Below are 25,266 nucleotides of genomic sequence, written 5' to 3' on the forward strand. Positions count from 1 at the left end.
CGCAGCCGCGCTTGGTTTCCTCCCGTCCGTCACCTATGCTGAAACGGGCGGGATGCAACCTTGCGCCACGCTTGGGTTGTTTTTCGGTTACCGCCACCAGCTTGCCTGCTGACAACCAACGATAACTGGGGGAATTCCATGCAACTATCCAACGTGACCATTCGTGTACGCCTGTGGCTGGGCTTCGGACTGCTGATGGTGCTGATGCTGGCCATGGCCGCCAGCGGCATCGCCCGACTGGGGCAGCTCAACGCGCAGATGAAGGATGTGATCCACGACAAGTATCCCAAGACCGTCGTGGCCGGCGATATCGTCGACCAGCTCAACCTGATCGCCCGCTCCGTACGCAACATCCTGCTGCTGAAACGCGAACCGCAGATCAAAAGCGAGTATGAACGCATCAGCGGTGCCGACCGCGCCATCCGCGAGGACCTGGCGCAGCTGGACAAGCTGCTCACAGATGGGGACAGCCGCGCTGCCCTCACCACACTGGTGACGGCCCAGAATGCCTATTTCGAGAAACGCGACAAGGTGCTGGCGATGGTGCAGCAAGGCGGCAAAGAGGGGGCGATCGATATGCTCATCGACGAAGTGCGACCCGTGCAAAGCGCCACCATGAACGCGGCCGAGGCCCTCATCAAGCAGCAGCACGAGATGATGAAAACCGCCGGTGACGAAGTCGAAAGCAACTACGCGCAGGCGCGCACGTTGTTGCTGCTGTTGGCCGCCGCCGGCCTGGCCGCCGCCGCCGTGATTGCCTGGATGATCACACGCAGCATCACTGCCCCTCTGGATCGCGCCGTGCGGGTAGCCGAGACGGTAGCGGCCGGCGACCTGACCTCGGCCATCGATGCGCACGGCCGCGATGAAACCAGCATGCTGCTGCGTGCGCTCAAGAAGATGAATGACCGCCTGCTGGACATCGTCAGCCAGGTACGCATCTCGACCGATACCATCGCCACGGCCAGCAGCGAAATCGCGCGCGGCAATCTCGATCTGTCCTCGCGCACCGAAGAGCAGGCGGCATCGCTGGAGGAAACGGCTTCCTCGATGGAGCAGCTCACCGCGACCGTCAAGCAGAACGCCAGCCATGCCGGCCAGGCCAGCCAGCTGGCCGGCTCCGCTTCGGACATTGCGCGCCAAGGGGGAGAGGTGGTCAGCCATGTGGTCGAGACCATGGGCGCCATCGACGCCTCCTCCAAGAAGATCGTCGACATCATCGGGGTCATTGACGGTATCGCTTTCCAGACCAACATCCTGGCCCTGAACGCGGCCGTGGAAGCAGCCCGCGCAGGCGAACAGGGACGCGGCTTTGCGGTAGTGGCCGCTGAAGTGCGGGCGCTGGCCCAACGCTCGGCCACCGCCGCGCACGAAATCAAGGCCCTGATTGCCGACTCGGTGGCGCGGGTAGGCAATGGCAGCAAACTGGTGGAGCAGGCCGGGCGGACCATGCACGAAGTGGTGCAGAGCGTGCAGCGGGTCGGGGAAGTGGTCAACGATATCAGCAGCGCTGGCCAAGAGCAGAGCGCGGGCATCGAACAGGTCAACCTGGCCATCGTGCAGATGGACCAGGTGACGCAACAGAATGCCGCACTGGTGGAGCAGGCAGCGGCTGCGGCGCAAGCGCTGCAGGACCAGGCAGCGCAACTGGCGCGGATGGTATCGATATTCAAGCTGGAGGACGCCGCGCCGGAACCCAGGCGCGTGGCAGCACCGGCGAGGCCTCGACTGAGCTACGCCTGATACAGTTGTGTTCGGGTTGTGGGCTGGCGTGACGTTGCAGGGTCAGCGTGCTGTGAAGTTGTCCGTGCTGGCGCTGTAGATGGCCAGAACGGACAGGCAAGTGACGCGAACTATCGAACCTCATCCCAGGCCAGCCCGAAACGCGCCAGGTATTTCTTGAGCCGGTCGGCATCGTTGGGCTTGGCCTTGGCCTCGCGTGAGATCGCGAAGAGTCTGCGCCCGGCCTCCGACAGCGAATCCGACTGGCGACAGATGGCGACGACCGAACGCAACTGCACCGCGTCGAACAGGTCGAGTTCGTCTGCGCGGGCACCCAGCAGGGCGTCGAGATCGACTTCGTCCGTACCGTGCGCCGGATGCGCCGCGCTGCTGCGCCACTGGCGCTGCAGGCGCTGCATTTCTTCTTCCACCAGGGCATCATTGATGCGCCCGGCGTCCGCCAGGGTGGCCATGCGCATCACCGAGGCCGAGAGGTCGCGGAAATTGCCGGGCCAGACGGCAGCGGCGGAGGCGGCGAAACTGAGGTAGCGCATCCGCGCCTCCTTGTTGAAACGCACCACCTGGCCGTGTTCGGCGCTGAATCGCTCAAGCAGGTAGTCAAGGTTGGGCTCGATGTCCTCGCGGCGCTGGGCCAGCCCCGGCAAGGCATAGCTCCACAGGTTGATACGTGCGAACAGGTCTTCGCGGAAGCGACCGGCTGCAACTTCGCATGCGAGATCGCGATGGGTGCCAGCAATGAGCTGGAAGTCACTCTCCGCTTCCACGTCGGCGCCAACCGGCAGGAAACGCTTTTCTTCGATGGCCTTGAGCAACATCGCCTGCTCATCCAGCCCCAGCTCACCAATTTCGTCCAAGAACAGCAATCCCTTGTGCGCCGAGCGCAGCAAGCCCGGGCGGTCATGCGCCGCCCCCGTGAAAGAACCACGCACATGCCCGAACAGGGTCGATGCAGCGCCGTCGCCTCGCAACGTGGCGCAGTTGATGTCAACGAAACGGCCCTCGACCTGACGACGTGATTTTTTCAACTCGTAGATGCGTCGGGCCAGGAAGGACTTGCCCGCACCAGTCGGCCCCATCAGCAGCATGGGTGCGCGGGAGCGGATGGCCACCCGCTCGATCTCCTCGATCATGTGGTTGAAGGCGGCATTGCGAGTGGCGATACCTGACTTGAGCAAGGCCAGCGCGTCCCGCTGCTCGCTGGAGAAGCGCTGCGCGATCAGGTCGTAGCGCGACAAGTCCAGGTCGATCAGGGCATAGCTGCCCGGCGAACCCACTACCTGCCGCCGCGGAGGCGAGGTCTGCAGCAGGATCCCGGGCAGATAGCGTGCCTCGGTCATCAGGAACAGGCAGATCTGCGCCACGTGTGTGCCGGTGGTGATGTGGATCCAGTATTGCTCGTTGTCGGTATCGAAACGATAGCTGCGGGCGAAGTCGAGCAGATTGGCGTAGACCTCGCCGAAATCCCAGGGGTCCTGGATCGGCAAGTCATGCGGCCGCACCGTGGTCTGGGGAGAGACGGTGGCAATATCGCGCACGATCTGGCCGACCAGTCCCTCGCCACGCTCACCGATGTAGAGCAGTTCGAGACGATCGATGACCACGTCCGGATACTGCGTGAGGGCGATGGTGGGACGCCACTTTCCCCAGCGGGGAGCGCCACGTCCGTGATCGAGCTGGGTCCCTACGAAGCCGATGACGACCGTTTTCTTTGCCATATAAATTTATAAGTTTTTATCTATATAGATAAATTATCTCCCTTTCCATGGAAAGGAGCAAATCATCCAAAACACGGAAATTCACAATTTTATCCTTTCAATTCAATTACTTGAAAGCAGACTCCAGGTTTCCCACAAGACCTGGCACAGCCGTTGCAATACAGGGAGCAGATACAGCAATAAAACGAGGAAATGAAAATGGCGAATATGCAACTGTTCAAGTCCCTGAAGCGCCGCCTGCTGCCGGCTGCCGATGCGATGAACCATAGCGGTGCTTCAGCCTACGCCCTGAGCAAGGAACACTGCCTGACGCAGTATGCCGCCACCGGCTGCCTGAACCGCACCTTCTATGCCAGTGCCCAGGCCCAGCTGGCTACCGTACTGGAATTGAGCCAGGAGATCACCCCTCGCTTCATCGCTCAAACAGCACTGTATGCCCGCCGCCGTAGTTACATGAAAGACATGCCGGCGCTGTTGCTGGCGGTGCTGGCCGCACGAGGCGCCGAGGAGCTGGTACCGGCGTTCGAGGGCACGATCGACAATGGCAAGATGCTGCGTAATTTCGTGCAGATCCTGCGTTCCGGCGTGACGGGCCGCAAATCGCTGGGAAGCCGTCCCAAGAAGCTGGTACAAGCGTGGCTGAACCAGGCCACCTAAGAACAGTTGCTGCACGCTTGCGTAGGGCAGTCACCGTCGCTGGCCGATGTGGTCAAGATGGTCCATCCCAAGCCGGCCGAGCCGTGGCGCGCTGCCTTCTTCGCCTGGCTGATCGGACGGCCGTATGACGAAGCCGCATTGCCGCCGTTGACACGCGCCTTGTGCGCATACCAGCGTGATCGTGCGCAACCCATCCCGCAAGTGCCATTCCAGTTGTTGACGGCGATGCAGCCCAGCACCGAAGAATGGACGCAGATGGCTCGGGATGGTGGCTGGCACATGGTACGGATGAATCTGAACAGCTTTGCACGCCACGGTGTGTTCGAGGTGCCGGGCATGACCGAGCTGATCGCCGCCAGACTGTGCGATGCCTCAACCATTGCGAAAGCGCGTGTGTTTCCGTACCAGTTGATGGCCGCCTGGAAGGCCTGCGACGAGACAGTACCGGTAGCGGTAAGGGAAGCCCTGCAGAAAGCGATGGAAATCGCCCTGGCCAATGTGCCGACGCTGGAAGGAACCATAGTGATATGCCCGGATGTATCGGGATCGATGTCCAACCCGATCAGCGGTGCACGCGCCGGTGCTACCAGCGCGGTACGTTGTATCGATGCGGCTGCGCTGCTGGCGGCAGCTATCCTGCGCAAGAACGGCCAGTCGCGTGTGCTGCCGTTCGACCACCGGGTGGTCAGTTGCCCACTGGCCCCCAGCGATACGGTCATGGTCAATGCTGCACGTCTGGCCCGTATCGGCGGCGGAGGCACCGATTGCAGCGCACCGCTGCGCTGGCTCAACGAGCACGGGCAGCGGGCCGATCTGGTGATACTGGTCTCGGACAACGAGTCCTGGCTGCGCAACCACACCAGTGGCGCGACGGAAACCCTGCGTCAGTGGCAGCAGTTCAAGCAGCGCAACCGCAAGGCGAGGCTGGTGTGCATAGACCTGGCGCCGCATGCAAGCAGCCAGGCTCCGGAGTCGGAAGACATCCTCAACATCGGCGGATTTTCCGATGACGTCTTCCGGCTGCTGGCCAGCTTTGCTGCAGGACAGATGCAGCCACAGCACTGGGTGGACGAGATCGCGTCGATGTCACTTTGACGTTTCACAAGACAGTGCCATCCGCCCCGAATGCGGTAGCGATTACATTCCAGGATCGCACGATTTCTGGTCGGGACAGGATGGTTCTGATCATTCCGAATGCTGGCAGGATTACATCGGATATCCCGGTTCAATCCCGGGTCACCGGATCGCAAGATCTGGTGCAGATCCTGCCGATCTGGTCGGAATGAAGCGGGCGGCCCGGGATTGCCGGGCCGCCGAGGGGCGGTATGCCCACTTTTTCGGTGAAGCGCGAATGCGCCAGCGACTACCTTATCGGACCCACGTCGCCAGCAAACTCGTCGCGCGTCACCCCCTGATTTTTCGGATTGAAGGAGCAAGAACATGGAACAACAAGCTAGCTACGACACCCTGGCCGTCGAACAGGGAGCGCCTGTGAAGATGTGGACCCGCGGCGTACCCGTGGAAGCCGAGGCCAAGGTCCAGCTGTCCAACACCGCCAAGATGCCGTTCATCTACAAGCACATCGCCGTGATGCCGGACGTGCACGTCGGCAAGGGATCCACCATCGGCAGCGTGATTCCGACCCTGGGTGCGATCATCCCGGCGGCAGTGGGCGTGGATATCGGCTGCGGCATGATGGCCGCCAAGACCACCCTGCGCGCCGCCGACCTGCCGGACAATCTGGGACCGTTGCGCAGCGCCATCGAGCGCGCCATCCCGCATGGCTCCGCGCCGCGTACCCGTCACCATCGTGGCCGCGATCAGGGTTCGTGGGAAAACCCGCCGACGGCGGTCGACACGGCATGGCAGACGCTGCAGCAGGAATTCGAAGTGCTGTGCCAGAAGACGCCCAAGCTGGAGAAGACCAACCACTACAAGCATCTGGGTACGCTGGGTTCAGTTTCCCAGAATAACAACACTTTTCGAAAAAGTTGTCAGTTTCATGCCCCGTGCGTGCAATGTAGGCGGGTTGGTTGACTTCGATTTCTATATCGACACTTGGTGGCCCACAGCTCCTGCGACATAATAATTCCACGACTACCTCCGAGCAATCACGCCCGCATGGACCCAATCGAGTACGCAAAAGCGTTCTATCTTCAGCATTACACTGTGCTGAACATGTGGAACATCACGCCTGGCGTTAGGGTGGTCCTCGGGAGTGGCGACCCGCAGGCGTGTCGATTTTGCCAGAGACAGGCACCCGAGGTTACTTTCAGGTTGAAGGCTCACGCCATCCCCGAAGCATTGGGCAATAAGGGAATGCTGTCCCGCTACGAGTGCGATGAGTGCAACAAGCACTTCGGCAGCACGATTGAAAACGACTTGGGAAACTGGTCGCTCCCGATGCGAACACTCCTGCGTATCTACGGGAAAAACGGCGTGCCCACGCTGAAGAATAAGCGCGACGGTTGGCGCATCGAGTGTGACGACGGAACCGAATTGAGGGTCAGTCACAATCGCATTGATTCTGTGTTTGAAGTCGACGAGGCGCAGAAGCTCATTCGGTTCAATCTGAAGAGGGGGCCGTTCGTTCCGCTGGCCGTTCGCAAAGCGCTCGTCAAGATTGGGCTGACACTGCTGCCGGAAGTTGAGGTGCCGAACTTCGCGGAGGCAATCAGGTGGATTCGTGACCCAGAGCACCCTAATGAACGAATGGTTCGGATGCCCGTCCTTCGGACTTTGAGGCCAGGACCAATGAATGGCCAGATGATTTCGGCCGCAGTGTTGCGTAGAAGCGAGCACAGTGGCGGCTTGCCGTACGCGTTTCTTATCCTGTCGATTGCGAACGAGACCTACCAAGTGATGCTTCCGAGCCCACAACTGGACCCGCCATTGGACGCGGCACCGATGCAAATGCCGGTGTTTCCTGCCGGTCTGGGTCAAAACCGCGATTCGATTTGCGCCGCTTTGAATCTCTCCGAGAGCGAACGCGTGGTAGACGAGGCTCTGTCGGCCGTCATGTCGTACGGCGCCCGAATCCCGAGATAGGTCGTCCACGGACCGTCAGTCTCTAACGTGCCTACTCAGGTGCTTTCAGTAGCTCGCCGAGTTCCGACGCCGCCGCGTCAACAACCTCAGCCAGTGAAATGAACACGGCGGATGTAAGTTTCGGCGCACGAAACTGCACGCTATAGTCCCTGAGCATGAGTTGCAGGGATTGCACAACTCTCTTCGCCTGAAGGAGGTCCAGCGTCTCCTGAAAATTCGACTCAGCTTCGAAGGCTAGGTGGATGTAATGGTCGAGTGCCTCGAGACTACTGTGGCCCGTCCATTCCATCACCTTCGCTTTAAGCGTTTCTGTCGAAAGCAGTGCACGTCGGAGGTCGCTTGGATTTTGAAAGTGGTGCGTTCTGATGAGGTCCCTGAAGATGTTCGTGATATAACGATGGCGAAAGGCGTGCATGCAGGCCTCTTCGTCGTCAATGCCTGCGGCCTTGCGAAGGACATAAAGCTCAGCTCCGAGTGTGTCGATTTCGAGGTGATGCCCGGTTGTTTCCGCGATGAAAAGGAAGTCGTGGTCACTTGCCGCTCCAATGGTATTGCGTATGACCCGGTGGCGGTAATGTTTGACGAAGGAGAGAACATCGCGAAGGTCGGCTTGCGCTACCGGAACAAAGCGAAAGGTGTCGTCACGGCGTTGCTTGGCGGTGTATACCTTCAACTCGCCCGTCCGCGCGGCCGCTTCAAGGTCCGATACCTTCACCAAGGAGACTTCGATTCGACGGCCGCCCGTTATTTCAAGAAGGCGGAGCATGATGTATCGCCTACGCGAAACGAAGACCGATGCCTTGACGGCCGCGTTCGCCTCATATAAACGATTGACCGCTGAAGTCGAGATAGGCTTGCGCCGACGAGTACGCCGGTGCCGTGGGACGTGCTCATGAACCCAGGCGGTTCGAGTGATGGGCCGTCCGCCACGGCTATCGTTAACTTGAAAGGTTTTCTTCTCTGCGCGAATGCGTCCGGCGGGCCCGAGGAGATTCAGCTCGGGCATCCGGCCGTCGACGAAGGCAAGGAAGTTGAGGACCGTGGAGCAGATGTTGGATACCTGCTGCTCACCGCGCTTGTTTTCTGAGACGCGCTCCTCGTCCTTCTCCATCAACAGCGCATTCACAAACATCCTGAAGTGGCTATCAGTCAGGTCTATGAAGTCAACCTTGTTTTGATAGCACCACCTCACTAAATGGCTGAGGTTTTTGGCCCAGGTGAGCAGGGTCCCCCCTTTGTTCTTCCTGGAACGCCCCTTCCGATAGCCACTCAGGAGGTAAAGGTTGACCAGCCAGCAGACCGTCCCGTCAGGCCAGAATAGTTGGGGTATATCGTGCGCCGGGTAATGGCTCACGCCGCTAGAGGTAACATGTAGCGGTAGCGTGCAGTCTTCCGTCGTAACGGAGTAAAGTTTCGGGGAAGCAGTCATGCCGTCTTGAACTTCCTAAGAAGCTCGGACCTGCGCTTGTGAAACTCCGTATTCAGGCCAGCTTCTTGAGCGAAGTGCTGGGCCAAGGCTAGGACCTCGTCGAGCTGTTGGCTCATCAGGGCGATTTCGTTTGCCACACGATTTAGCTTCGCGGTCTTGTCGGCAAGCTCGGTCTTGTACCAGTCAATTGTTCCGCGTCCTGGTTTCTCGGCGTGTCGGACAATGTCCCTAAGCTTCTCCAGGGCAGCTTTGCGGTAGTCGTTCAATGCTGCGTATCGGCCGAGCAACTCCTCGTCTGCAATCGCCTTGTGGGTGTTCAGGGACATGCCGACGATACCAATTTCTGGGAGTTCTAACGCAGCGAGAGCTCCTTGAGACGCCAAGGCTGGCAGGAGCGCGTCACGCAGTGGCTCTGCTATCGACCCAGGATTTTTCACGACATGCTGGAGAAGCTCGAATTGCTTCCTGACCGATGCCGTCTTCGGACGAATCTTTGCGTCTACATCTTGTGCCACTTCACGCCTCCTCACGTTGCCGAATCACGCGATATAGCACCCGATATTCCTCACCCTTGGGGCCATTGAAGAACTCAGGCTCGACCTCGGCTTCACCCGACAAAATCAGGTCCTCCACGTAGTCGACGACATCGCGCTCTGGCAAGATATGAAGCTCGTTGAGAGAAATGCCGTAACGTTCGCAAACCAATTGTGCCAACTCCGCGGTGCCGGGATGGTCAACCTTGATAAGGTCCTTCGCAACGGTCGCCTTCACACGGCGCAGGACTTTACCGGACACGGCCTCAGTGACGTATCGGTATGTCATGGACGGTTTGGAGTGCCCAAGGAAGTAGCGCAGCACTTCGATTCCTCCAAATGAACCCTTCCAGAAAAACAGCATGGCAAAGTTGCGCCGAAGCTGATGTGCACGGACGTAGTACCGTCGGCCCTGCTCGTCTTGAGTAGTTTGGTGAAAGTCGCAGAACCGGTCGAAGCATCGGCGCAGGTCCGGCTGACACGTTCCGTAATACAGCTGAGCGCGGTTCCAGGCACTGTAGGGCACCTCAAACAAGCGGCCTTCGTTCGGATACCCCAGCTCCTGCAGTGTGCGCGACAGCTTCGCTAAAAGCTGCAACGCTTCGGCCGCAATGTCTGGCAGCGGACGAAGAACACGTTTCCTGTGTCTCCCGACATTTGCTTTCCGCAGGTAGATTGCCAGGAAATATGCGCCATGTTCCTCAACGATGCTGTCAGCCGTAAGTTCCTCTAGCTCCGATACTCGCCTGGCCATCAAAGTATTGACCATGACGGCGATTGCACCAAGAAGCACTTCAAGCATATTGAACAAACTTTCGCCACGACGAAGCTGGTGGAAGAACTCATCTGGAGCGCTCGCGTTGGACCGCCAGGCGACGATGCCCAATGTTGTAAGCTTGGTGGGAACCGGGCAAGTCATCTCACGTATGTCATCGCCCTTGCGTGCCAACGTAAGGTAGTAGTTGACAAGCGGCTCGCCATATTCCAAAAAGAAGCCGATTGACTGCGATAGCAAGTCGTTCGCGAGAGAAAAGGGAAGGGTCGTGAAACGCGCCCGTTCCTTAGTGCGCTCTTTGAGCAGTAACTCTGCTCCGTCAAGGGCCGCAAGCGCTTGTTCCGAAAGAAGGGAAATGCCGTACTGTCGGGCGACCTGCATGCCTCTCAAAACAGCTAGGTACTGGCTCACATACTCGACGGCTGCCCGCTCGTCATCCAAGAGGTTATTGACGGGAACGGCGGTCAATTCTTGCGCAAACCAGCGCGATGGCGCCACATCAAAGCCCGGAAGCCTGAGCCCATCGAATTTGAGTTCCGTCAACACATGTCCGCCGATGACCTTGGCCAGCAGCCTCTTGCGCGTCACGCGGTACCGGTACTCTGTTACGGTGCCGTGATTTGCGGGCTGGTAACAGTCATTGAGTTTCAGCCAAGCCCTCGCGATGAGAGTTTGGTCGCATGGAAGTTCCAGCTCCTCGCCCTCCGTCAACTCGAAAAGGTCTGGATTGGCAGCGTGCACCCGGGCGAAATCGCGTTCTGACACACTGACCTCCGCGAGGTACCTCAACATCCGATGTTTGGGTTCGTAAATGCTATTTTTGATTGAGCGACGCGAAGTAAGTGCGTCAATGAAGGCAATCACGTCGTTGGCAGTGATGAGGCGGAATCCGTTGGCCGCTACCCCAAACTGGTTACTGCGAAGCAGGAAGTAGTCAAGTGTGTGAAGAGCTTGGGCTACGCGAGCGCCGGCTGTGTTCGGCGCAAGAACCACGCTGCCGGTGAGGACCGGATGTGTCTGGAGACACAGGAATCGTTTGATGTCCTCCAACAGACGTAGATTCTTGCTGTCCGTCAGCAGGCTTCCATCGTCGATAGTCTTCCGGAAATCGATAGTTCTTCGTGTCGTTCCGAACACACATTCCCATACGTCGGCGCTGAACTCGCTGATGCGCCATGAAGCGTGCTCGAGGGTGTTGTGGTTCAGCCGGAACTGGTTTATGAAGTCCAGCTCCTTCGGCAACGCGCTACGCACAAACCACCTCTTCGAAGTTCGCCGGGTCCAAATTCGTCGAGGCTGTGGCCATCATGCGCTTGATGCTTCTGTCGTGAAAGACGTCGCTCTCGATATATGCCTTCAATCGTTTGGTGAACTCGGTCCAATACAGCGCCTGGGGCGCCAGCTCACGTCCAGCCTCTTCTGCCTTGCCGGCGGCGGCTGAGATTGATAGCAGCGTTGCAAACAGGCCTGGACTTGCCGCGACCATGACCTCGCTCACGCTCCGCTCACTGGTGGCCGTCTCCGATTGGGTTTCGTCTTCAGGTATGAGCGGAGTAAGGGCGTGGTTTTGCAAGAACTCGTCCATCTCGGCAGCACTCCGGAAGTGAAGAGCGCGCTGCATATACGGCGCGCCCTTTGTCGCTTCGACAATCAGAAGGTTCTGGAAAATCCTCAGCCATCGGGTTGCGAAATAGTCCCATAGCGAGTCTGGCAGGTAGTGCCTCAAAGAGGTTTCGCTGTTGTTACCCAATTCTCGCGCCATTCTCGATAAGTCCATGGTCTCCAGGAATACGAGAACACCGCGCGTTGACCTGATGCGCGGGATGGTGACCTGTCCGGCGAGAGTTCCCAGATGTTGCTCGTTAGCGGACGCGAACTGGCGGAAGGCGCTGTGGAGATTGCTGGCGCGATTGAAATGTCCTGGAGCGCCCAATGGATTGCCAACATACACGAACAGGTTTCGCCAACCTTTGATGCGGTGCTGACGCATGTGAGTTCGCAGTGGTTCGGTGAGTTGAATCCAACGGCGGACGTAACCGGCCGCCTCTCCCTTTAGAATCACATCGTGCCATCCATCGCCGGCATCGCGCTCCTTCAGCACGGTGAGCGTCAAACCCGCATCGGTTTCCACGGCATTGATGCGCTTACCGTTCACGTCTAGCAGTGGTGCGGCGGACAAGGAAGATTCGGAGAACCGGCCGTCTTGTGACGCCAAGAACGCCATGAGCGCCATGGCTTCGCGTCGAGATGGTAGCCCTAGGTAGCGAGAGACCCGCTCCTTGGGAGGGCCATCGCGTGCCGAGAGATTGGGATAGATAGGCGTCACGAATTTGGAGGTGTCGATGTAGCCGCCGTGCTCAGACTTGAAATACTTGACCGCGAACACGATGCTCGCAGACTCCTTTCGCTCTAGGCGGACCACGCGTTCCAGTTCAGGGAGCGGCGGCAACGATTCCACCGCGTCCGCGAGTGCAACACCTCGGTCATGGTCTGCAAAGAACCTGTCTAAGTGCTCACGTAGCCAGGATTGCACGGTGTTAAAGTCTGTTTGGAGCTGCTTGAACAAAAGCTGAGTGGCCTCTTCGTCGGTGACGTGCAGCGGTACAGGCACAATGAGCTTCTGAGTGACAATGGTCGAGGTTCCGTCGGACGCGTAAACCATCTTTCGATGTCCTACAGCGTTATCGGCGAGAAGCTTTGGGTTCCCAGCAGGGAACGCGCTCGCGGGCGCTGCGAGAACTCCCTTGTTGGCCAGGGCCGTCCAGTAAATCCGATAGCGACTCCATAACTTTTGGAGGGACGCCAATGTTCCCTCTTGCACTGGGGACTGGCGGCGTACCATCTTCATGAAGTGATGCTCCATGAAGTCAACTAGCCACGTTTGCACGAACGATGGGTCGCGGAGAAGGTCGGCGGTAAGGCTCTGTCCCAAGGATGCTTGATGCTGAACGAACCGAGAGAACGTTGTGCCGAAGTCGCGCAGAGCCGTGTCTTTTGCCTTCGGCCTCGCAATCGCACGTAAGCCCTCGTGGAACGATGCGGTGAATTCCTCACCCAAAACCGGTAGCATGTCCCCAAGCAGCACGTTGTACTCGAGGCCAGATTTGGCTGTCAGGAGAAAAGGCCGCAGCCGTTTAACCTCTTCGCTGTTGAGTTGAACCCGCTCGAATGCCTTCACGAGCTCTTCAGGAATCGCCGCCTTGTAGGTTTGGAGGTGGTCCGACAAGGTCACAGGCGTTCTATCACTGAGTTGCTTGACCAGGGTGCAGAAGGTGTGAGCCCAATCAATCCGTGTCGCAGTCGACACATTGATAAAGCGTTCGGAGCCGAGTGCTCCGTAGAACAAGGACTGAAGCGACTTGAATCGAGGGGAGGCGAACGCAATGGGCGAAGAAAGGTCCGGCTCGCCAATGACTCGCAGCATGCAGTCCAACAAAAGCAGCACCCGTAGGCATCGTTCACGGGCATTAGGAACAACGTCAGAAGCGGCCAGCAGCTCGTCCAATGCGCCGCCTCGGATGCGGAGAAACTGCTCATCTGGAGTCCCCCAATCCTCAGCCGTCACCCGGAGTAGTCGACGACTGACAATTGTCAGTTCTTGTTGCTCGGGTTGTCCCACCACCTCCATTGGCGATACCCCTTATAAATATGTGCTTGCCATGGGAAATTCTCAACAAATGACAAGATATTGTCAATCAAGGAAAGGTCGGGCAACCACTTCATCGAGGTCTGCCTGGACGAGGAGGGCGCTGTCTGGTTCATGCTGCACTCCGGCTCGCGCGGTGTAGGCAATGCCATCGGCACACATTTCATCGAGCTGGCCCAACAGGACATGCGCACCCACATGGTCAACTTGCCCGACCGTGATCTGGCTTACCTGAAGGAGGGTAGCAAGCACTATGAGGACTATCTGCAGGCGGTGGGATGGGCCCAGAAATTTGCCCGCACGAACCGCGAAGTGATGATGCACAACCTGATCGCTGCCGTACGCAGTGTCATTGCCAAACCCTTCCAGACGCATGTGGAGGCGGTGAATTGCCACCACAACTACGTGCAGAAGGAGCAGCATTTCGGCCAGGATGTGCTCGTTACCCGCAAGGGCGCGGTATCTGCACGGGCGGGCGAGCTGGGCATCATCCCTGGTTCGATGGGCGCGCGCAGCTTCATCGTCCGGGGCAAGGGCGAGGCCGAGAGCTTCCACAGCTGCAGCCACGGAGCCGGACGCACCATGAGCCGCACCGAAGCCAGGAAGCGCTTTAGCGTCGAAGACCACATCCGTGCCACCGCCGGCGTGGAATGTCGCAAGGACGAGGCAGTCATCGACGAGATTCCGATGGCTTACAAGGATATCGATGCGGTGATGCAGGCGCAGCACGAACTGGTGGAAGTGGTGCATACGCTCAGGCAGATCGTTTGTGTGAAGGGATGAGTCGCAAAGCACCTGCGGCGGCACCAAGATGCAATCAAGGCATGCAAAAGGCTTCCACATTAACTTCCCTTTGCTCCTGATCCAAGCTGCATTTCGATTATTTGACCTTAATTGGGTGCATCCATTGTGATCGACAGATTGATGGCTCAATAATCGCTGTCCTACCGGAAGAGGGGGAAGTCGCTCTGGTGCCGCAGTGGTTCGTTTCAGGCATGAATGCCTTCATCTCCCGAAGCTCTGCGGCCAGATAAATCAGTACTTCGCCTTTCATTGCCTGCGTCCACGAACAGTGTCACGGAGCACCTCGTAGACATCGATGCGGCGCATGGACCACCGCATGAGCATCCATTACAGGAGCACCAAAAGAGCAAAGGGAAATACCGATGAAGCACAAGAGCAACAATGCTGCTGGCCCACAGATCCGCGCCACAAGTCATACCCGGACCATCCTGCTACCGTTGCTGGGAGCAGTCTCGGTGCTGGCCGGCCTGCAAATCTCGACCCAGCTTTTTGCCCACTGGTTCGGCTATCAAGAAGTGCTGGGCGCGCATCTGGGTCACGTGTATGCCCCGTGGGCGATTCTGCAATGGGCTCATTCCTGGCGCGACCAGTTCCCTGACGAACTGACAAGGGCTGGCAGCATCGGCATGGTGGCCACGGTCATGGGGTTGGTGGGCGTCGCGCTGGCCAAGGTTGTGACCTCCAATACCGCCAAGGCGGATGAATACCTGCATGGCTCGGCACGCTGGGCCGACAGAAAGGATATCCAGGCAGCCGGGCTGCTGCCGCGCGAACGCAATTTGCTGGAGATCGTCACTGGCAAGGCTCCACCCACCACAAGCGGCGTGTATGTGGGTGGCTGGCAGGACAAGAAAGGGCGCTTCTTCTATCTGAGACACAGCGGGCCGGAACACGTACTGACCTATGCTCCCACGCGTTCGGGTAAAGGCGTAGGGCTGGTGGTACCCACGCTGTTATCCTGGGGCGCCAGTACGGTCATCACCGATCTCAAGGGTGAGCTATGGGCGCTGACCGCTGGCTGGCGACAGCAACATGCCCGCAACAAGGTGCTGCGCTTCGAGCCGGCCAGTGCTTCCGGCAGCGTCTGCTGGAATCCGCTGGATGAAGTCCGCCTCGGCACCGAGCACGAGGTTGGCGACGTGCAGAACCTTGCGACCCTGATCGTGGACCCGGATGGAAAAGGTCTGGATTCACACTGGCAGAAAACCTCCTTCGCGCTTCTGGTCGGCGTGATCCTTCACGCACTCTATCTCGCCAGGGACACTGGCGAAACGGCGACGCTGCCCTCGATCGATGCGATGCTTTCAGCACCCAACCGGGACGTTGGACGACTTTGGGCTGAGATGGCGACCTATGGACACGTACTTGGCCAGAACCATCATGCCGTTGGTTCGGCTGCACGGGACATGATGGATCGTCCTGAGGAGGAAGCCGGGTCCGTGCTATCCACCGCCAAGTCCTACCTGTCGCTGTACCGAGACCCAGTCGTGGCACGTAACGTCAGCCGGTCAGACTTCCATATCAAGCAGTTGATGCATGAGGACGCTCCGGTTAGCCTGTATCTCGTGACTCAACCCAACGACAAGGCGCGCCTGCGACCGCTGGTCCGCATCATGGTGAACATGATCGTGCGCCTGCTGGCCGACAAGATGGACTTCAAGGAAGGGCGCCCGGTTGCTCACTATAAACATCGTCTTCTGATGATGCTGGACGAATTTCCGAGTTTGGGAAAACTCGAGATCATGCAGGAGTCATTGGCCTTTGTCGCCGGCTACGGCATCAAGTGCTACCTGATATGCCAGGATCTGAATCAGCTCAGGAGCAGGGAGACAGGCTACGGTCCGGACGAGAGCATCACATCGAACTGCCACGTGCAAAACGCCTATCCCCCCAACCGCATCGAAACGGCAGAACACCTATCGCGGCTGAGCGGCCAGACAACGGTAGTCAAGGAACAGATCACGACCAGTGGCCGCCGCACCGCCGTGGTCATGGGTCAGGTATCACGCACCATGCAGGAGGTCCAGCGCCCGCTGCTGACCCCCGACGAATGCCTTCGCATGCCGGGTCCCCGCAAGAACGCGGCAGGCGAGATCGAGCAAGCTGGTGACATGGTGATCTATGTGGCGGGATATCCGGCGATCTACGGAAAACAACCCTTGTACTTCAAGGATCCCATCTTCCAGGCCAGGGCTGCCATTGCCGCTCCTACCGTGAGCGACCGACTCAACGCAGCACCTCCGGCAGAGTCTGACCAACCGGACAGCGAATCATGAGGCGTACCTTGCACCACATTCTGAAACGGATTGCAGCAGGCATCGCCATCGCTGGGGCAGGCATGTTGCTGATCGCTGCGACTGCCTACTTCGCGGGCGCAAGGATAAATATCTCTCGGAGCATTCCGCTAGGTCTTTACTGGACCAGTAGCGCACCATTGGAAAAAGGCGCCTACGTACTCTTCTGCCCGCCACCTGTTGGCGTATTCGATGTTGCCAGGAAAAGGGGTTACATCGGTTACGGCTTCTGCCCAGGAGGTTACGGCAATATGATGAAGCGCGTGGCCGGCATTAAAGACGATGTGATAAGCGTTACCGATGATGGCGTACGCGTCAATGGCAATTTGCTGCCATTAAGCACTCCCGTTAAAAAGGACAACGTCGGACAGGAACTGCCACGCTACCAGGGCAACCTCTATACCCTCGGCAATGTCGAGCTGCTGCTGATGTCCGATGTGAGCGCCACCTCCTTTGACAGCCGCTATTTCGGCCCCATCCATCGGGCACAGATCAAGACGGTGATCCGGCCTGTGATTACCTGGTGAGTAATCACAAGCTCGGTACTGTGTGCAGGGATTACGTTGTCAGGAGTATTTTCGGAATGGCTGTGAGAGTATCTCACTGGTTGAATCTGCATTGTTGTTCGCTTGCTGGCCTGCCGCTTGGTATAACAGGCCACAAGGCCACTAGCTGGCACTTCCATGGGTACGCATGTAAGCAGGCGCAAGTGGTAATGGAGCAAGCGCCGGTTGGCGATTGCGGACGATCAGAAAGTGGCGTCGCTAAGGAAGACGACGCACTCTCGCACATTGCCGAAAGTAATGTTAGTGATGACACCAGTGACGGTAACAAACTGGCCTTTAGAGACAAGCATGGCGTCTGTCCGTCTTTTCGCCACCGCCGATAGCTCAACTGACCTCGCTTCAATTGGAGTCAAACTGAGGAAAAAGTCTCCTTGGACATTATCTGCATACTCCACTACTGCTCTGGCAGTGACGACCTTCCCTCTGAAGCTGCCATTGGCGCGAAGGCTGTTCTGGCCATAGACTTTGCATACCTCATCTAAAGACTCAACAAGCGCAGGTTTCGCAGGTAGGGCAGGTTGCGCAGGAGCGATTTTTATCTTTTTCGCCTCGTTGGCAAATTTCTCAAGCTCAGCGCAACCACTCAGAGCAAGTACAGGCAGCAGAACCGAAAGACGCTTCAATAGTTTCATCACTTTTAGACCTCATATGGTTGGTTGAAAATACCTAATAAATTAGCTGGAACTGAACGCGGCTCGACTTCAGCAACAGTGGCCTAAACAGATCAATAGTCATTCACGTTCGTATAGAAGGCCGGCGAACCTACTGGCAAGCTTCTCCGAGCCAGAACGCACCGTCGATAGATCCTATACACGTGCAGATCGCAGTCGGATGGTCGGTGCAGCAAGGTCCGACAGCGCCAAGAAAAGATTCAGAGGCAAGCGAGCGTCAACAAAAGGGGCAAGAACGATGGATGATGGCCAAGCCAAAATTCAGTAGCACCCCGGCCACAATTTCCCAGAGCCCTCAACCTCCGCCCATCGCTTCACAGAGCGCGCTGGCAAGACGGCGTGAATCAATGCGGAACCTAGCCTTTTCTTTTACTTCCCCTTTGCCCCCCTGCTGGTTAGCAACATACGGGGAACATACGCAGGCGCCGATATCGTTCCGCCAATGCGCGCCGAATATCCTTTCGGGAGAAGCGTCGCCCCTCCTGACGCCGCCGGAATTGTCGCGACCGATTCTGATCTTTTGATATCCGACATAGGAAACCGAGATTCCAGCCAATCAGCCCATTTCGATGCCTTGCGCATCAGATCCACTCGATATGCTGCGTTGTGCCGCGCAGTGCGGGAGTGGTAGTTTGCAGCCCTGGTCCAGATATCCCCACGATCCTTGCTGATGTGCTGCCGCAAGCGCCAGGCGGCAAGCTCATACGAATAACAACCAGGGGCAGCCACATCGGCTGCCGTAATACGGTATCTTGCCAAGTCGTTCAGATAGGCCGTATTGAACTGCATGGAACCGACGTCGTAGCTTCCATTTGAATTACGGCTCCAAAGACCCGGCTTACCCGCCTCCTTCTCCGCGACGGCCAGCATGATGTTGGTCGGCACATGGTATTTCACGCTTGCGATGACAGAACATGTGACGCGTTCCTGAATTGGAAGCGGTAGATCGGCAAGAAATAGCATGGAGAGACTTTCGCTCAGTTTCCATAATATCGATAACGCCGTCTCTCATCTTCGCGGCGCACACGTTCGGTATATGCCGCCAGCGCTTGGGCATATTCACTTTCCTGGACCCAGGAACCTCCACGTTCAGGAAGACCCACGTAGCGCGGCAACGTGCCACTACTTTTGAAGTCGGTATAGGCGTGGCCGACATAAGACGTACAATGACCGGGCATTTGATCGCTGATATAGGTCTCGTATACACCTTTCGAGTTGAGGCGCCACATGACGAGCGTTTTGTTAAGTGATCCAGGATCGCAGCGACCGGCGCCGTCCGAGATGGCAGCGACCAAGGACTGCATCTCTGGTGTCTGATTCGAGACCGGACACAGGCGCAGGAAATTTGCCCGCTCTCGGATGGTGTCGGAGAACTTGCGCAGATTGATTGAGAAATAGCGATTCAGAGAGGGCAGGCACTCGGTCGGGCGTGTACCGGAAGAGAGGCACAGGATTGCCTCACAGGCTAGCCTGGTGTCGCCGGTCAGCACGTCCTGCGCGGCGGCCGAGGTGCTGATTGAGCCGAAAGCCAAAGATAGGCTGGCCACGATAAAGGATCTGTTCATTTGGTGTCGCCTCCAGGTCTGGATTTCTCTTCGGGAGCATCGTGGTCCCGCTTTGCAAAAGCCTCGACTTCATTATTCGAGTCAACAGAAGATTCTGCATCTGGAAGGCTGGGGGCTTCAGCCTTTCCTCTATCTGCAGTACGAGCGGCAACATCGGAAGCATCAGCAGCATTACCCACAGACACAGCTGCTGAGCGCTTGGCATCAGCGTCGGAGGACGACTGCTGCGAGTCCCTGCTCACTCCCGCTGCGCTCTGTCCTCCACTTTTACCCTGGCTAACGGCACCAGATGACGAATCGTCGCGCCCCCGCGTGCCACTTTGCGATGACACCTGTCCAGGTTCCACATGAGTTTGGCCAGAACCGCCGGCCTCGGAAAGTGCGCCAGCACCACTGGCGTCGCTGCTGGAGGCATCAGCTGCGTTACTACCGGATTCAGACGCTGAAGAGCTGCCTTCCTCGTCGGAGGAGGACTGCTCTCCACCATTAGTACCGCCGGCGGCAGGCCGTTCGCCGCGGTCATCCTGACGGCCGGCATCAGATGATGATTCGTCGGGTTCCTTCTGCGCACCGCCTTGTGAAGACCCTTCTCCGGGTTCCGCGTGCGCCTGGCCAAAACCGGCAGCCTCGGAAAATGCGCCAGCGTCATTACCGTCATCGCTGGAAGCATCATCAGCATTACTGCCAGATTCAGACGCTGAAGAGTTGCCCTCCTCGTCGGAGGAGAACTGCTCCCCATCGCTATCGCCACCTCCCGAGGCTCCGCCGCTGCCATCATCCTCGCTGCCAGCAGCAGATGATGAGTCGTCGGGTTTCTTACTCGAGCCAGCTTGCGATGATGCGACTCCGGGTTCCGCATTGGTCGGGCCAAAACCGGCTGCCTCGGAAAATGCACCAGCGTCATTACCCCCGCTACCACTGCCAGGGAACGACGACATGGCGGCGGTACCCGCCGACATACTCTGACCTGCTTTTGAGAAGGCCCCCAACAAGGCCGATGCATCTCCGGCCATCCCGGCCACGCCGCGCGTCAGGGCAGAGGAGAATTTTTCTACGGCAGAGGTAGCCGATCCAAGGGCGCCGGCAATCTCGCTGGGGCCGTGACTGCCGATACCGCCCGCGTTGCCAATTGCCGCCCCGGTCAAAATACTTGCAACCAAGGGCGGAAGTTTATTGACCATCATCATCAGTACTGAACAAAAAACGAGCATTACGGCAAGTTCCTCAAAATTGACGGCTCCCGGATTCATAGCGACGTAAAATTCGATCAGCACCTCATTGCTGATACCTGTGAGCAGCACGATGGTCATGATTTGGAGTCCGATGCCGAACAGCGTCTTGTAGTAGTTGAGCGCAATGTCCGAGGTCCATCGCGAACCCCCGAAGCCCAACAGAAAGATACCGGCATACATCAGCAGCACCGCGGCCACCACGAGCAACATCAGATTGACCGCGGCCGTCGTCAATACCATCATGATTCCCAGGCTGAGCGTCATGCCGATGGCACTTTCGACCGGTGACCAGTCCGCCAGGCTGAGAAGTGATCGCTGCAGGATCAGAAACCCGACATCAACGATCCCCGTGGGAGTGGCAGAATCAAGGCCGGAGGCTCTTTCGCCCATTTCGCGCATAGACAAAAGGAGGTCCAATGTGTAGTCAGGTCCGTGTTGTAGCAACCACAAAAAGAAACCCAAGAACAGGGAAAACCTGATGAACTCAGCAAAGAATTCACCAATATCGGCCTTGCGCAATGCCATCAAGCCAAAGGTCCACACCAGCGAAATCGTTCCGAGCGCCCAAAATAGAATAGTGGCCTTTTCCATCATATATTTTCGCCAGTGGAGCGCATGACTGACGAATTTCACCACCACGCCCTCAAGAATTCGCTCGCTTACAAGCGCTGCGCAGACACTCGGTGAGTAAAACGCAAGCATCAGCCCAAGCATCAAAAAGGAATGGCGCGCTTTCATGGCATACCAAGCAAGCTTTTCGATTCTTCAGGCCCAATTAAATTGAACCAACTCTTTGCTTCATCCTGAAGCGAGCCTTCCTCTTTACGAATCGGTCTTGGCGCGCAAGCTCCAGTGAGTGCCTTGCAGACATCGATATCTGTAATTTTCTCGTTCGTTTCCGTCGAGCGGCTTTTTTGCGCAATAGCGGCCGCTGATAACGGCAGCAGAGTGCTTATACGCATGATGTCTATTTCCTTTTCAGGTCACGAAGCAAGTTAAATACGTTCAACGGCTTATCGGTTTTCTTAATTCTTTGTTCTAGTGCGGCAGACCGAGCTGCTTCCTGACGGGCTTCCTTTGCCGCGTCGGCCTGTATCTTCGGGGCGAGCGCGGCATGCTGAACCAGCAACATGCGGCGGATCTGCAATAGCTGTTGTGCCTGGTGCCCTGCAAGCTGGTTCGCAATTCCAAGGGCTTCCATCTGACCTCTAGCGCCTTGCGCACTCGATTGAAGCTTTTCCAACGTTTTCGTGTTTAGGCGTAGGGCGGTGTCCTGTTCCCTCAGGGCTCTTAGAAAGGCAGCATTCGCTTCCCTTTGGGCTGTACTGGCAAGCTCACGTCCCTTGTTGATCTCAGTCATCTGAGCTTGTGTACAACCGCTTGCTGAGAAGCATGGCGAAGCCTTGTAGTAATTGATGTCCTGAAAATTTGTGATATAGCTGTCAAAGTCCCCTAGCAGGTCTTTGTAATAGCCCAATACATTTGTTGCACCGATCAAACCGTCGAGGGTCGACTGGGCTAGGTCCCATATGTACGCAGCGGGCGCCAGAGAATTCCGAAGCTGATCCTCATATTGCTTAAGCTGCGTTTCAATTTGCTTGACCTGATTAACCGTATGCTCCACCGACTCCTTCACAACGAGGATGTTTTGCGCCAGATTGGTAACATCAAGCGTAGGGATACCAGTAGCTAGGACTGGAGAGCTCAGCGGCCAACATACTGCAACCACAAGAACCCATCGATTCAGAATCAGCCGCCTTTTCATATCACTCTCCTTTAAACCTAGTAATCAAATGAACGGTAGGGCTTTGAAAACGCCATATCCTTCGTGACCACCACGTTGAAGCGATAACCCGGACGAATCTCCAGCGTCGGAGCTATGTTCATGTTCTTTGCGATGAGTTGAGCCGTAACCTGACCCAACTGCTGACCAAGTGCCTCGCTCAATGCACTGCCAGCGCTGGGAGGTCCAAGCTGATTTCTTCCCTGGTCCTGCCGCTGGCTGTAGGTAATGCCGGCCGTCACGCCTGACATGAGAATGGCCGATCCGAACAGCCGTAGATAATGGTTGTTGACCTGGTCAGTGAATCCGGCATAACCCGCACTGTCAGCACCGGGCATGGCGCCAATGTCCAGCGCCTTGCCATCGGGGAAGACAATGCGCTGCCACGCAATCAAGACGCGTGCCTGGCCATAGATAATGTCGCTGGAATACGATCCCAGCAGCCGTGATCCTTGAGGCAGCAACAGATATTTCCCCGTTGGCGTGTCGTACACGTCCTGAGCGATTTGAGCCATGATCTGGCCGGGAAGCTCTGAATTCACCCCTGATATCAACGTTGCCGGCACGACAAATCCAGCGCGCAGCTCATAGGGCGAGCGGGGCGGTTCAGGCTGTGCGTCCAGCTTCCAGCGATCACCCTGCTTGCCCTGACCGAATTGCGACATGCCAGTAGGATCGCTACCAGAGCTAGCTGTCTTCAGAAGCTCGGTTTTCCCGACCACCCCGGCACCGCCGAATGAACCACCCTCCTCATTGAGACTCGCGCGGACCTGGGCCAGGCGGGCCTGATAGGCCGCCGTTGGATCGACACTGCGCTGAGCCGCAATTTGTTGTTGAACCGCTGCGATACGATTCAACATTTCTTCACGGGTTTGTGGCGACGAACCTTGATAGCTGACGCCCCCGGGCGCAGATCCGCCACTGCGGGGAGCTTCCACCCGAACGGCTGTCCTGGCCTTCACCGCTTCACCAAACATCTGCATCTTGGCGATATGGACGCGTTGTGCTTCGTCATCGGTAGCCGGTGCCCCGGCTGACTGTAGATCCGAGGGCGCATATCCGCGAAGAGAAGGTGGCACCGGTGGCTGATCCGCACTCTCGGGCCCAGCGATGGTCATTAATGGAGTGGATGGTTGCGATGGACCTGGCTTCGCGGCACCGATCAATGGGCCGGCGGACTGGATCAGTCCGCCGGTCTTATCTCCGGCCAATGTCTTGGCAAAGATTGTCGCGTTGCCCGCCTTTTCCTGCTGGGTCGCCGCGGGCGCATTCTGCTTGGCGGCGCGATCAGCCGCCACCAGTCCCATTATCAACATGAACGACAGCACTACACCACCGATGATGTACATCGGCATGTTATTGACGCGACGAACTCCGGCTTTCTTGGAAGTTTCACCTGGCGATGCATCGGGTGACATGAGGTCGGATTTTCCAGACATGGCATCACTCCTTGCGTACCCAGTATCCAGCCGGGCTGATTACACCGTCTTGCACGAGATAAGGCCGGGCCACGGTTTGATTGCCAATTTGCAAGCTGACGTGATAGAGGTTCCCTCCCATGTCGCCCGCGCGGTCAAGTACGTAGCGCAACGGAAGAGCGTCGGTCGAAGACGGCTTTCTCGCGGTAGCCGTATCCGGGGGTGCATACTCGGATACAGCGTAGCCGTCAGCGCGTAAAGCCTTGACCAAGGCCTGTCCGAATGGATCGGGTGTGGCCTGTTGCATATCAATGCGCGTGTGCGCCGGCGCATAGAGCACGATGAGTTGTCGCACGACATCTTCCGCTAACTTGCCCTGATCGAAAGGAGCCGGTGCAAGAAAATTACCGTATTGCCTTGTCGTGCAAGCGCTAGTGAGCGTGGCGAGGGATAGCAACAGCATGAGGAAGATCCTGTTCATGATCATTTCCTCCTGGTGATGGTCACACGATCTTGACTGCCACCCACCCCTGAGATCAGGATCGCGCGGTCAAACACGGTGTCCACTATGTATCGGCTTCCGTGGACGCGGTAGTTCACCATGACAGTTTCTTCTTCGCTGAAGATTCCCGCATCCTTACGGATCACAAGAAGCGTGGGAGCCTCCGTTTGCTGCATTGCTGCGGGCATCTCAATGATGCTTTTGCGCCCGTCGTTATACACACGCACCGGCTTCCAGTTAGCAGAACCTTCCAATTCGTAGTCAAACGACAAATCTCCCAGATATTCGCCGGTGGGGGCAATGGTCTTTTCGATGCGTTCCTCTTTCTCCCGCCTACGTATCGCTTCCCACTTTGCTTGAGTCTCTTCCGGATAACTAAACGAAACGACTGGCATGTAATCGGTACGATGCGAGCGCAAACGCAAGTGGTAGCTGCGACGGTTGGTGGTAACGATGAGACTGGTATCCAGACCTACATCCATGGGTTTGATGATCAGATGCTGGACCTCAGTCGCGCCGCTCCCGGTGATCGCTGGCTCCACCGTCCAGCGAGCTGTATCGCCGAGATTGATGGAGTTGACCTGTTCGCCCGCCTGCAAGGCCACGTCGCATACCTGCAGGACTGCACACACGATGCTGGGCTGCTGTGCGCCATAGACAAACTGAACTGCGCCATGAGCACCAGCAACCGGTCTGACGCCGGTCACCGAGTCTGCCGTCCACCGCTTGGCAATGGCCAGTCCCGCGCGCTCCTGAGCTGTCAGCGAAGGATTGGCTTTGCTGAAATATCTGTCCGCAATGTCATCGGTCGCGCCGTACGCTGGCACGACGGCCATAAGAGCAGTGCAGATCAGAAAAGCTTGTTGTGTTTTTGCCATGATGGTT

20 protein-coding genes and 2 pseudogenes are annotated in these 25,266 nt (G+C 57.6%); 8 read left to right on the plus strand and 14 right to left on the minus strand.

Annotation, left to right across the window (positions count from 1 at the left end; all coding sequences use genetic code 11):
• Positions 1 to 138: 138 nt before the first annotated feature.
• The gene (locus tag BGK68_RS05300) at positions 139 to 1,743 is read left to right on the plus strand and encodes a methyl-accepting chemotaxis protein (RefSeq protein WP_075256206.1); all 1,605 of its coding nucleotides are present in this window, start codon (positions 139 to 141) and stop codon (positions 1,741 to 1,743) included.
• Between the two features lie 110 nt (positions 1,744 to 1,853).
• Here BGK68_RS05300 and rtcR read toward each other — a convergent pair whose 3' ends face one another.
• A complete protein-coding gene (gene rtcR, locus BGK68_RS05305) occupies positions 1,854 to 3,458 on the minus strand; it encodes an RNA repair transcriptional activator RtcR (RefSeq protein ID WP_075256207.1) in 1,605 nt (534 codons plus the stop codon).
• Positions 3,459 to 3,656: 198 nt separating this feature from the next.
• Here rtcR and BGK68_RS28200 point away from each other — a divergent pair, with 198 nt between their 5' ends.
• From BGK68_RS28200 to BGK68_RS05320, 4 genes and pseudogenes are all read left to right on the plus strand, one after another.
• Positions 3,657 to 4,115 carry a hypothetical protein gene (locus BGK68_RS28200; RefSeq protein ID WP_233149237.1) on the plus strand — a complete coding sequence of 153 codons (459 nt, stop codon included), beginning with the start codon at positions 3,657 to 3,659 and terminating at the stop codon, positions 4,113 to 4,115.
• 6 nt (positions 4,116 to 4,121) lie between these two features.
• The gene (locus BGK68_RS05310; RefSeq protein ID WP_233149238.1) at positions 4,122 to 5,210 is read left to right on the plus strand and encodes a vWA domain-containing protein; all 1,089 of its coding nucleotides are present in this window, start codon (positions 4,122 to 4,124) and stop codon (positions 5,208 to 5,210) included.
• 345 nt (positions 5,211 to 5,555) lie between these two features.
• Positions 5,556 to 6,074: pseudogene (locus tag BGK68_RS05315) on the plus strand (RtcB family protein); the annotation flags it as partial.
• A 162-nt stretch (positions 6,075 to 6,236) separates the two neighbouring features.
• Positions 6,237 to 7,163 (plus strand): HNH endonuclease, encoded by a 927-nt coding sequence (locus tag BGK68_RS05320; protein WP_075256208.1) that lies wholly within the window; start codon positions 6,237 to 6,239, stop codon positions 7,161 to 7,163.
• A 31-nt stretch (positions 7,164 to 7,194) separates the two neighbouring features.
• On the opposite strand, the gene BGK68_RS05325 is transcribed toward BGK68_RS05320, so the two are convergent.
• From BGK68_RS05325 to BGK68_RS05340, 4 genes are read right to left on the minus strand one after another with little or no spacing between them, the layout of a single operon-like run.
• Positions 7,195 to 8,592, minus strand: coding sequence for a site-specific integrase (locus BGK68_RS05325; RefSeq protein WP_075256209.1), 1,398 nt, complete (start codon positions 8,590 to 8,592; stop codon positions 7,195 to 7,197).
• A complete protein-coding gene (locus tag BGK68_RS05330) occupies positions 8,589 to 9,107 on the minus strand; it encodes a hypothetical protein (RefSeq protein ID WP_075256210.1) in 519 nt (172 codons plus the stop codon). Before BGK68_RS05330 ends, BGK68_RS05325 begins: the two co-directional genes overlap by 4 nt.
• Position 9,108: 1 nt before the next feature.
• Entirely contained in the window at positions 9,109 to 11,154 is a 2,046-nt protein-coding gene (locus BGK68_RS05335) for a site-specific integrase (RefSeq protein WP_075256211.1), read from the minus strand.
• Positions 11,147 to 13,405 (minus strand): hypothetical protein, encoded by a 2,259-nt coding sequence (locus BGK68_RS05340; protein ID WP_143432950.1) that lies wholly within the window; start codon positions 13,403 to 13,405, stop codon positions 11,147 to 11,149. The genes BGK68_RS05335 and BGK68_RS05340 overlap by 8 nt, the downstream gene beginning before the upstream one ends.
• Before the next feature lie 198 nt (positions 13,406 to 13,603).
• On the opposite strand from BGK68_RS05340, the pseudogene BGK68_RS05345 reads away from it, so the two are divergent.
• The 3 genes and pseudogenes from BGK68_RS05345 to traF all read left to right on the plus strand — a co-directional run.
• A pseudogene (locus BGK68_RS05345) lies at positions 13,604 to 14,329 on the plus strand (RtcB family protein); the annotation flags it as partial.
• A 383-nt stretch (positions 14,330 to 14,712) separates the two neighbouring features.
• Positions 14,713 to 16,626, plus strand: coding sequence for a type IV secretory system conjugative DNA transfer family protein (locus BGK68_RS05350; protein ID WP_075256213.1), 1,914 nt, complete (start codon positions 14,713 to 14,715; stop codon positions 16,624 to 16,626).
• An 8-nt stretch (positions 16,627 to 16,634) separates the two neighbouring features.
• Positions 16,635 to 17,171: a conjugative transfer signal peptidase TraF gene (traF, locus tag BGK68_RS05355; RefSeq protein WP_143432951.1), complete on the plus strand. Its 537-nt coding sequence runs from the start codon at positions 16,635 to 16,637 to the stop codon at positions 17,169 to 17,171.
• A gap of 221 nt (positions 17,172 to 17,392) precedes the next feature.
• Here the strand turns inward: traF and BGK68_RS05360 are convergent, their stop codons facing one another.
• The 9 genes from BGK68_RS05360 to trbG all read right to left on the minus strand — a co-directional run bounded on the left by BGK68_RS05360 (position 17,393) and on the right by trbG (position 25,259).
• A complete protein-coding gene (locus BGK68_RS05360; protein ID WP_075256215.1) occupies positions 17,393 to 17,842 on the minus strand; it encodes an OB-fold protein in 450 nt (149 codons plus the stop codon).
• A 408-nt stretch (positions 17,843 to 18,250) separates the two neighbouring features.
• Entirely contained in the window at positions 18,251 to 18,844 is a 594-nt protein-coding gene (locus tag BGK68_RS05365; protein ID WP_075256216.1) for a transglycosylase SLT domain-containing protein, read from the minus strand.
• 14 nt (positions 18,845 to 18,858) lie between these two features.
• Positions 18,859 to 19,446: a TrbM/KikA/MpfK family conjugal transfer protein gene (locus BGK68_RS05370; protein ID WP_075256217.1), complete on the minus strand. Its 588-nt coding sequence runs from the start codon at positions 19,444 to 19,446 to the stop codon at positions 18,859 to 18,861.
• On the minus strand, positions 19,443 to 21,416 hold the full coding sequence (gene trbL / locus BGK68_RS05375) for a P-type conjugative transfer protein TrbL (RefSeq protein ID WP_083657730.1): 1,974 nt from the start codon (positions 21,414 to 21,416) through the stop codon (positions 19,443 to 19,445). Before trbL ends, BGK68_RS05370 begins: the two co-directional genes overlap by 4 nt.
• A complete protein-coding gene (locus tag BGK68_RS27320; RefSeq protein ID WP_143432952.1) occupies positions 21,413 to 21,640 on the minus strand; it encodes a hypothetical protein in 228 nt (75 codons plus the stop codon). Before BGK68_RS27320 ends, trbL begins: the two co-directional genes overlap by 4 nt.
• Before the next feature lie 5 nt (positions 21,641 to 21,645).
• Positions 21,646 to 22,443 (minus strand): P-type conjugative transfer protein TrbJ, encoded by a 798-nt coding sequence (gene trbJ / locus BGK68_RS05380; protein ID WP_075256219.1) that lies wholly within the window; start codon positions 22,441 to 22,443, stop codon positions 21,646 to 21,648.
• A 17-nt stretch (positions 22,444 to 22,460) separates the two neighbouring features.
• Positions 22,461 to 23,900 carry a TrbI/VirB10 family protein gene (locus tag BGK68_RS05385; protein ID WP_075256220.1) on the minus strand — a complete coding sequence of 480 codons (1,440 nt, stop codon included), beginning with the start codon at positions 23,898 to 23,900 and terminating at the stop codon, positions 22,461 to 22,463.
• A 4-nt stretch (positions 23,901 to 23,904) separates the two neighbouring features.
• Positions 23,905 to 24,360 carry a conjugal transfer protein TrbH gene (locus BGK68_RS05390; protein WP_075256221.1) on the minus strand — a complete coding sequence of 152 codons (456 nt, stop codon included), beginning with the start codon at positions 24,358 to 24,360 and terminating at the stop codon, positions 23,905 to 23,907.
• 2 nt (positions 24,361 to 24,362) lie between these two features.
• Positions 24,363 to 25,259, minus strand: coding sequence for a P-type conjugative transfer protein TrbG (trbG, locus tag BGK68_RS05395; protein WP_075259689.1), 897 nt, complete (start codon positions 25,257 to 25,259; stop codon positions 24,363 to 24,365).
• Between the last annotated feature and the right edge of the window lie 7 nt (positions 25,260 to 25,266).

Source organism: Herbaspirillum camelliae (assembly GCF_001929405.1).
Taxonomy (GTDB): Bacteria; Pseudomonadota; Gammaproteobacteria; order Burkholderiales; family Burkholderiaceae_D; genus Herbaspirillum; species Herbaspirillum seropedicae.

Bases quoted from the DNA above. Each gene is read 5' to 3' on its own strand.
- BGK68_RS05300 (WP_075256206.1), top strand. From the start codon at position 139: ATGCAACTATCCAACGTGACCATTCGTGTACGCCTGTGGCTGGGCTTC.
- rtcR (WP_075256207.1), bottom strand. From the start codon at position 3,458: ATGGCAAAGAAAACGGTCGTCATCGGCTTCGTAGGGACCCAGCTCGAT.
- BGK68_RS28200 (WP_233149237.1), top strand. From the start codon at position 3,657: ATGGCGAATATGCAACTGTTCAAGTCCCTGAAGCGCCGCCTGCTGCCG.
- BGK68_RS05320 (WP_075256208.1), top strand. From the start codon at position 6,237: ATGGACCCAATCGAGTACGCAAAAGCGTTCTATCTTCAGCATTACACT.
- BGK68_RS05325 (WP_075256209.1), bottom strand. From the start codon at position 8,592: ATGACTGCTTCCCCGAAACTTTACTCCGTTACGACGGAAGACTGCACG.
- BGK68_RS05350 (WP_075256213.1), top strand. From the start codon at position 14,713: ATGAAGCACAAGAGCAACAATGCTGCTGGCCCACAGATCCGCGCCACA.
- BGK68_RS05360 (WP_075256215.1), bottom strand. From the start codon at position 17,842: ATGAAACTATTGAAGCGTCTTTCGGTTCTGCTGCCTGTACTTGCTCTG.
- BGK68_RS05365 (WP_075256216.1), bottom strand. From the start codon at position 18,844: ATGCTATTTCTTGCCGATCTACCGCTTCCAATTCAGGAACGCGTCACA.
- BGK68_RS05370 (WP_075256217.1), bottom strand. From the start codon at position 19,446: ATGAACAGATCCTTTATCGTGGCCAGCCTATCTTTGGCTTTCGGCTCA.
- trbL (WP_083657730.1), bottom strand. From the start codon at position 21,416: ATGAAAGCGCGCCATTCCTTTTTGATGCTTGGGCTGATGCTTGCGTTT.
- BGK68_RS27320 (WP_143432952.1), bottom strand. From the start codon at position 21,640: ATGCGTATAAGCACTCTGCTGCCGTTATCAGCGGCCGCTATTGCGCAA.
- trbJ (WP_075256219.1), bottom strand. From the start codon at position 22,443: ATGAAAAGGCGGCTGATTCTGAATCGATGGGTTCTTGTGGTTGCAGTA.
- BGK68_RS05385 (WP_075256220.1), bottom strand. From the start codon at position 23,900: ATGTCTGGAAAATCCGACCTCATGTCACCCGATGCATCGCCAGGTGAA.
- BGK68_RS05390 (WP_075256221.1), bottom strand. From the start codon at position 24,360: ATGAACAGGATCTTCCTCATGCTGTTGCTATCCCTCGCCACGCTCACT.
- trbG (WP_075259689.1), bottom strand. From the start codon at position 25,259: ATGGCAAAAACACAACAAGCTTTTCTGATCTGCACTGCTCTTATGGCC.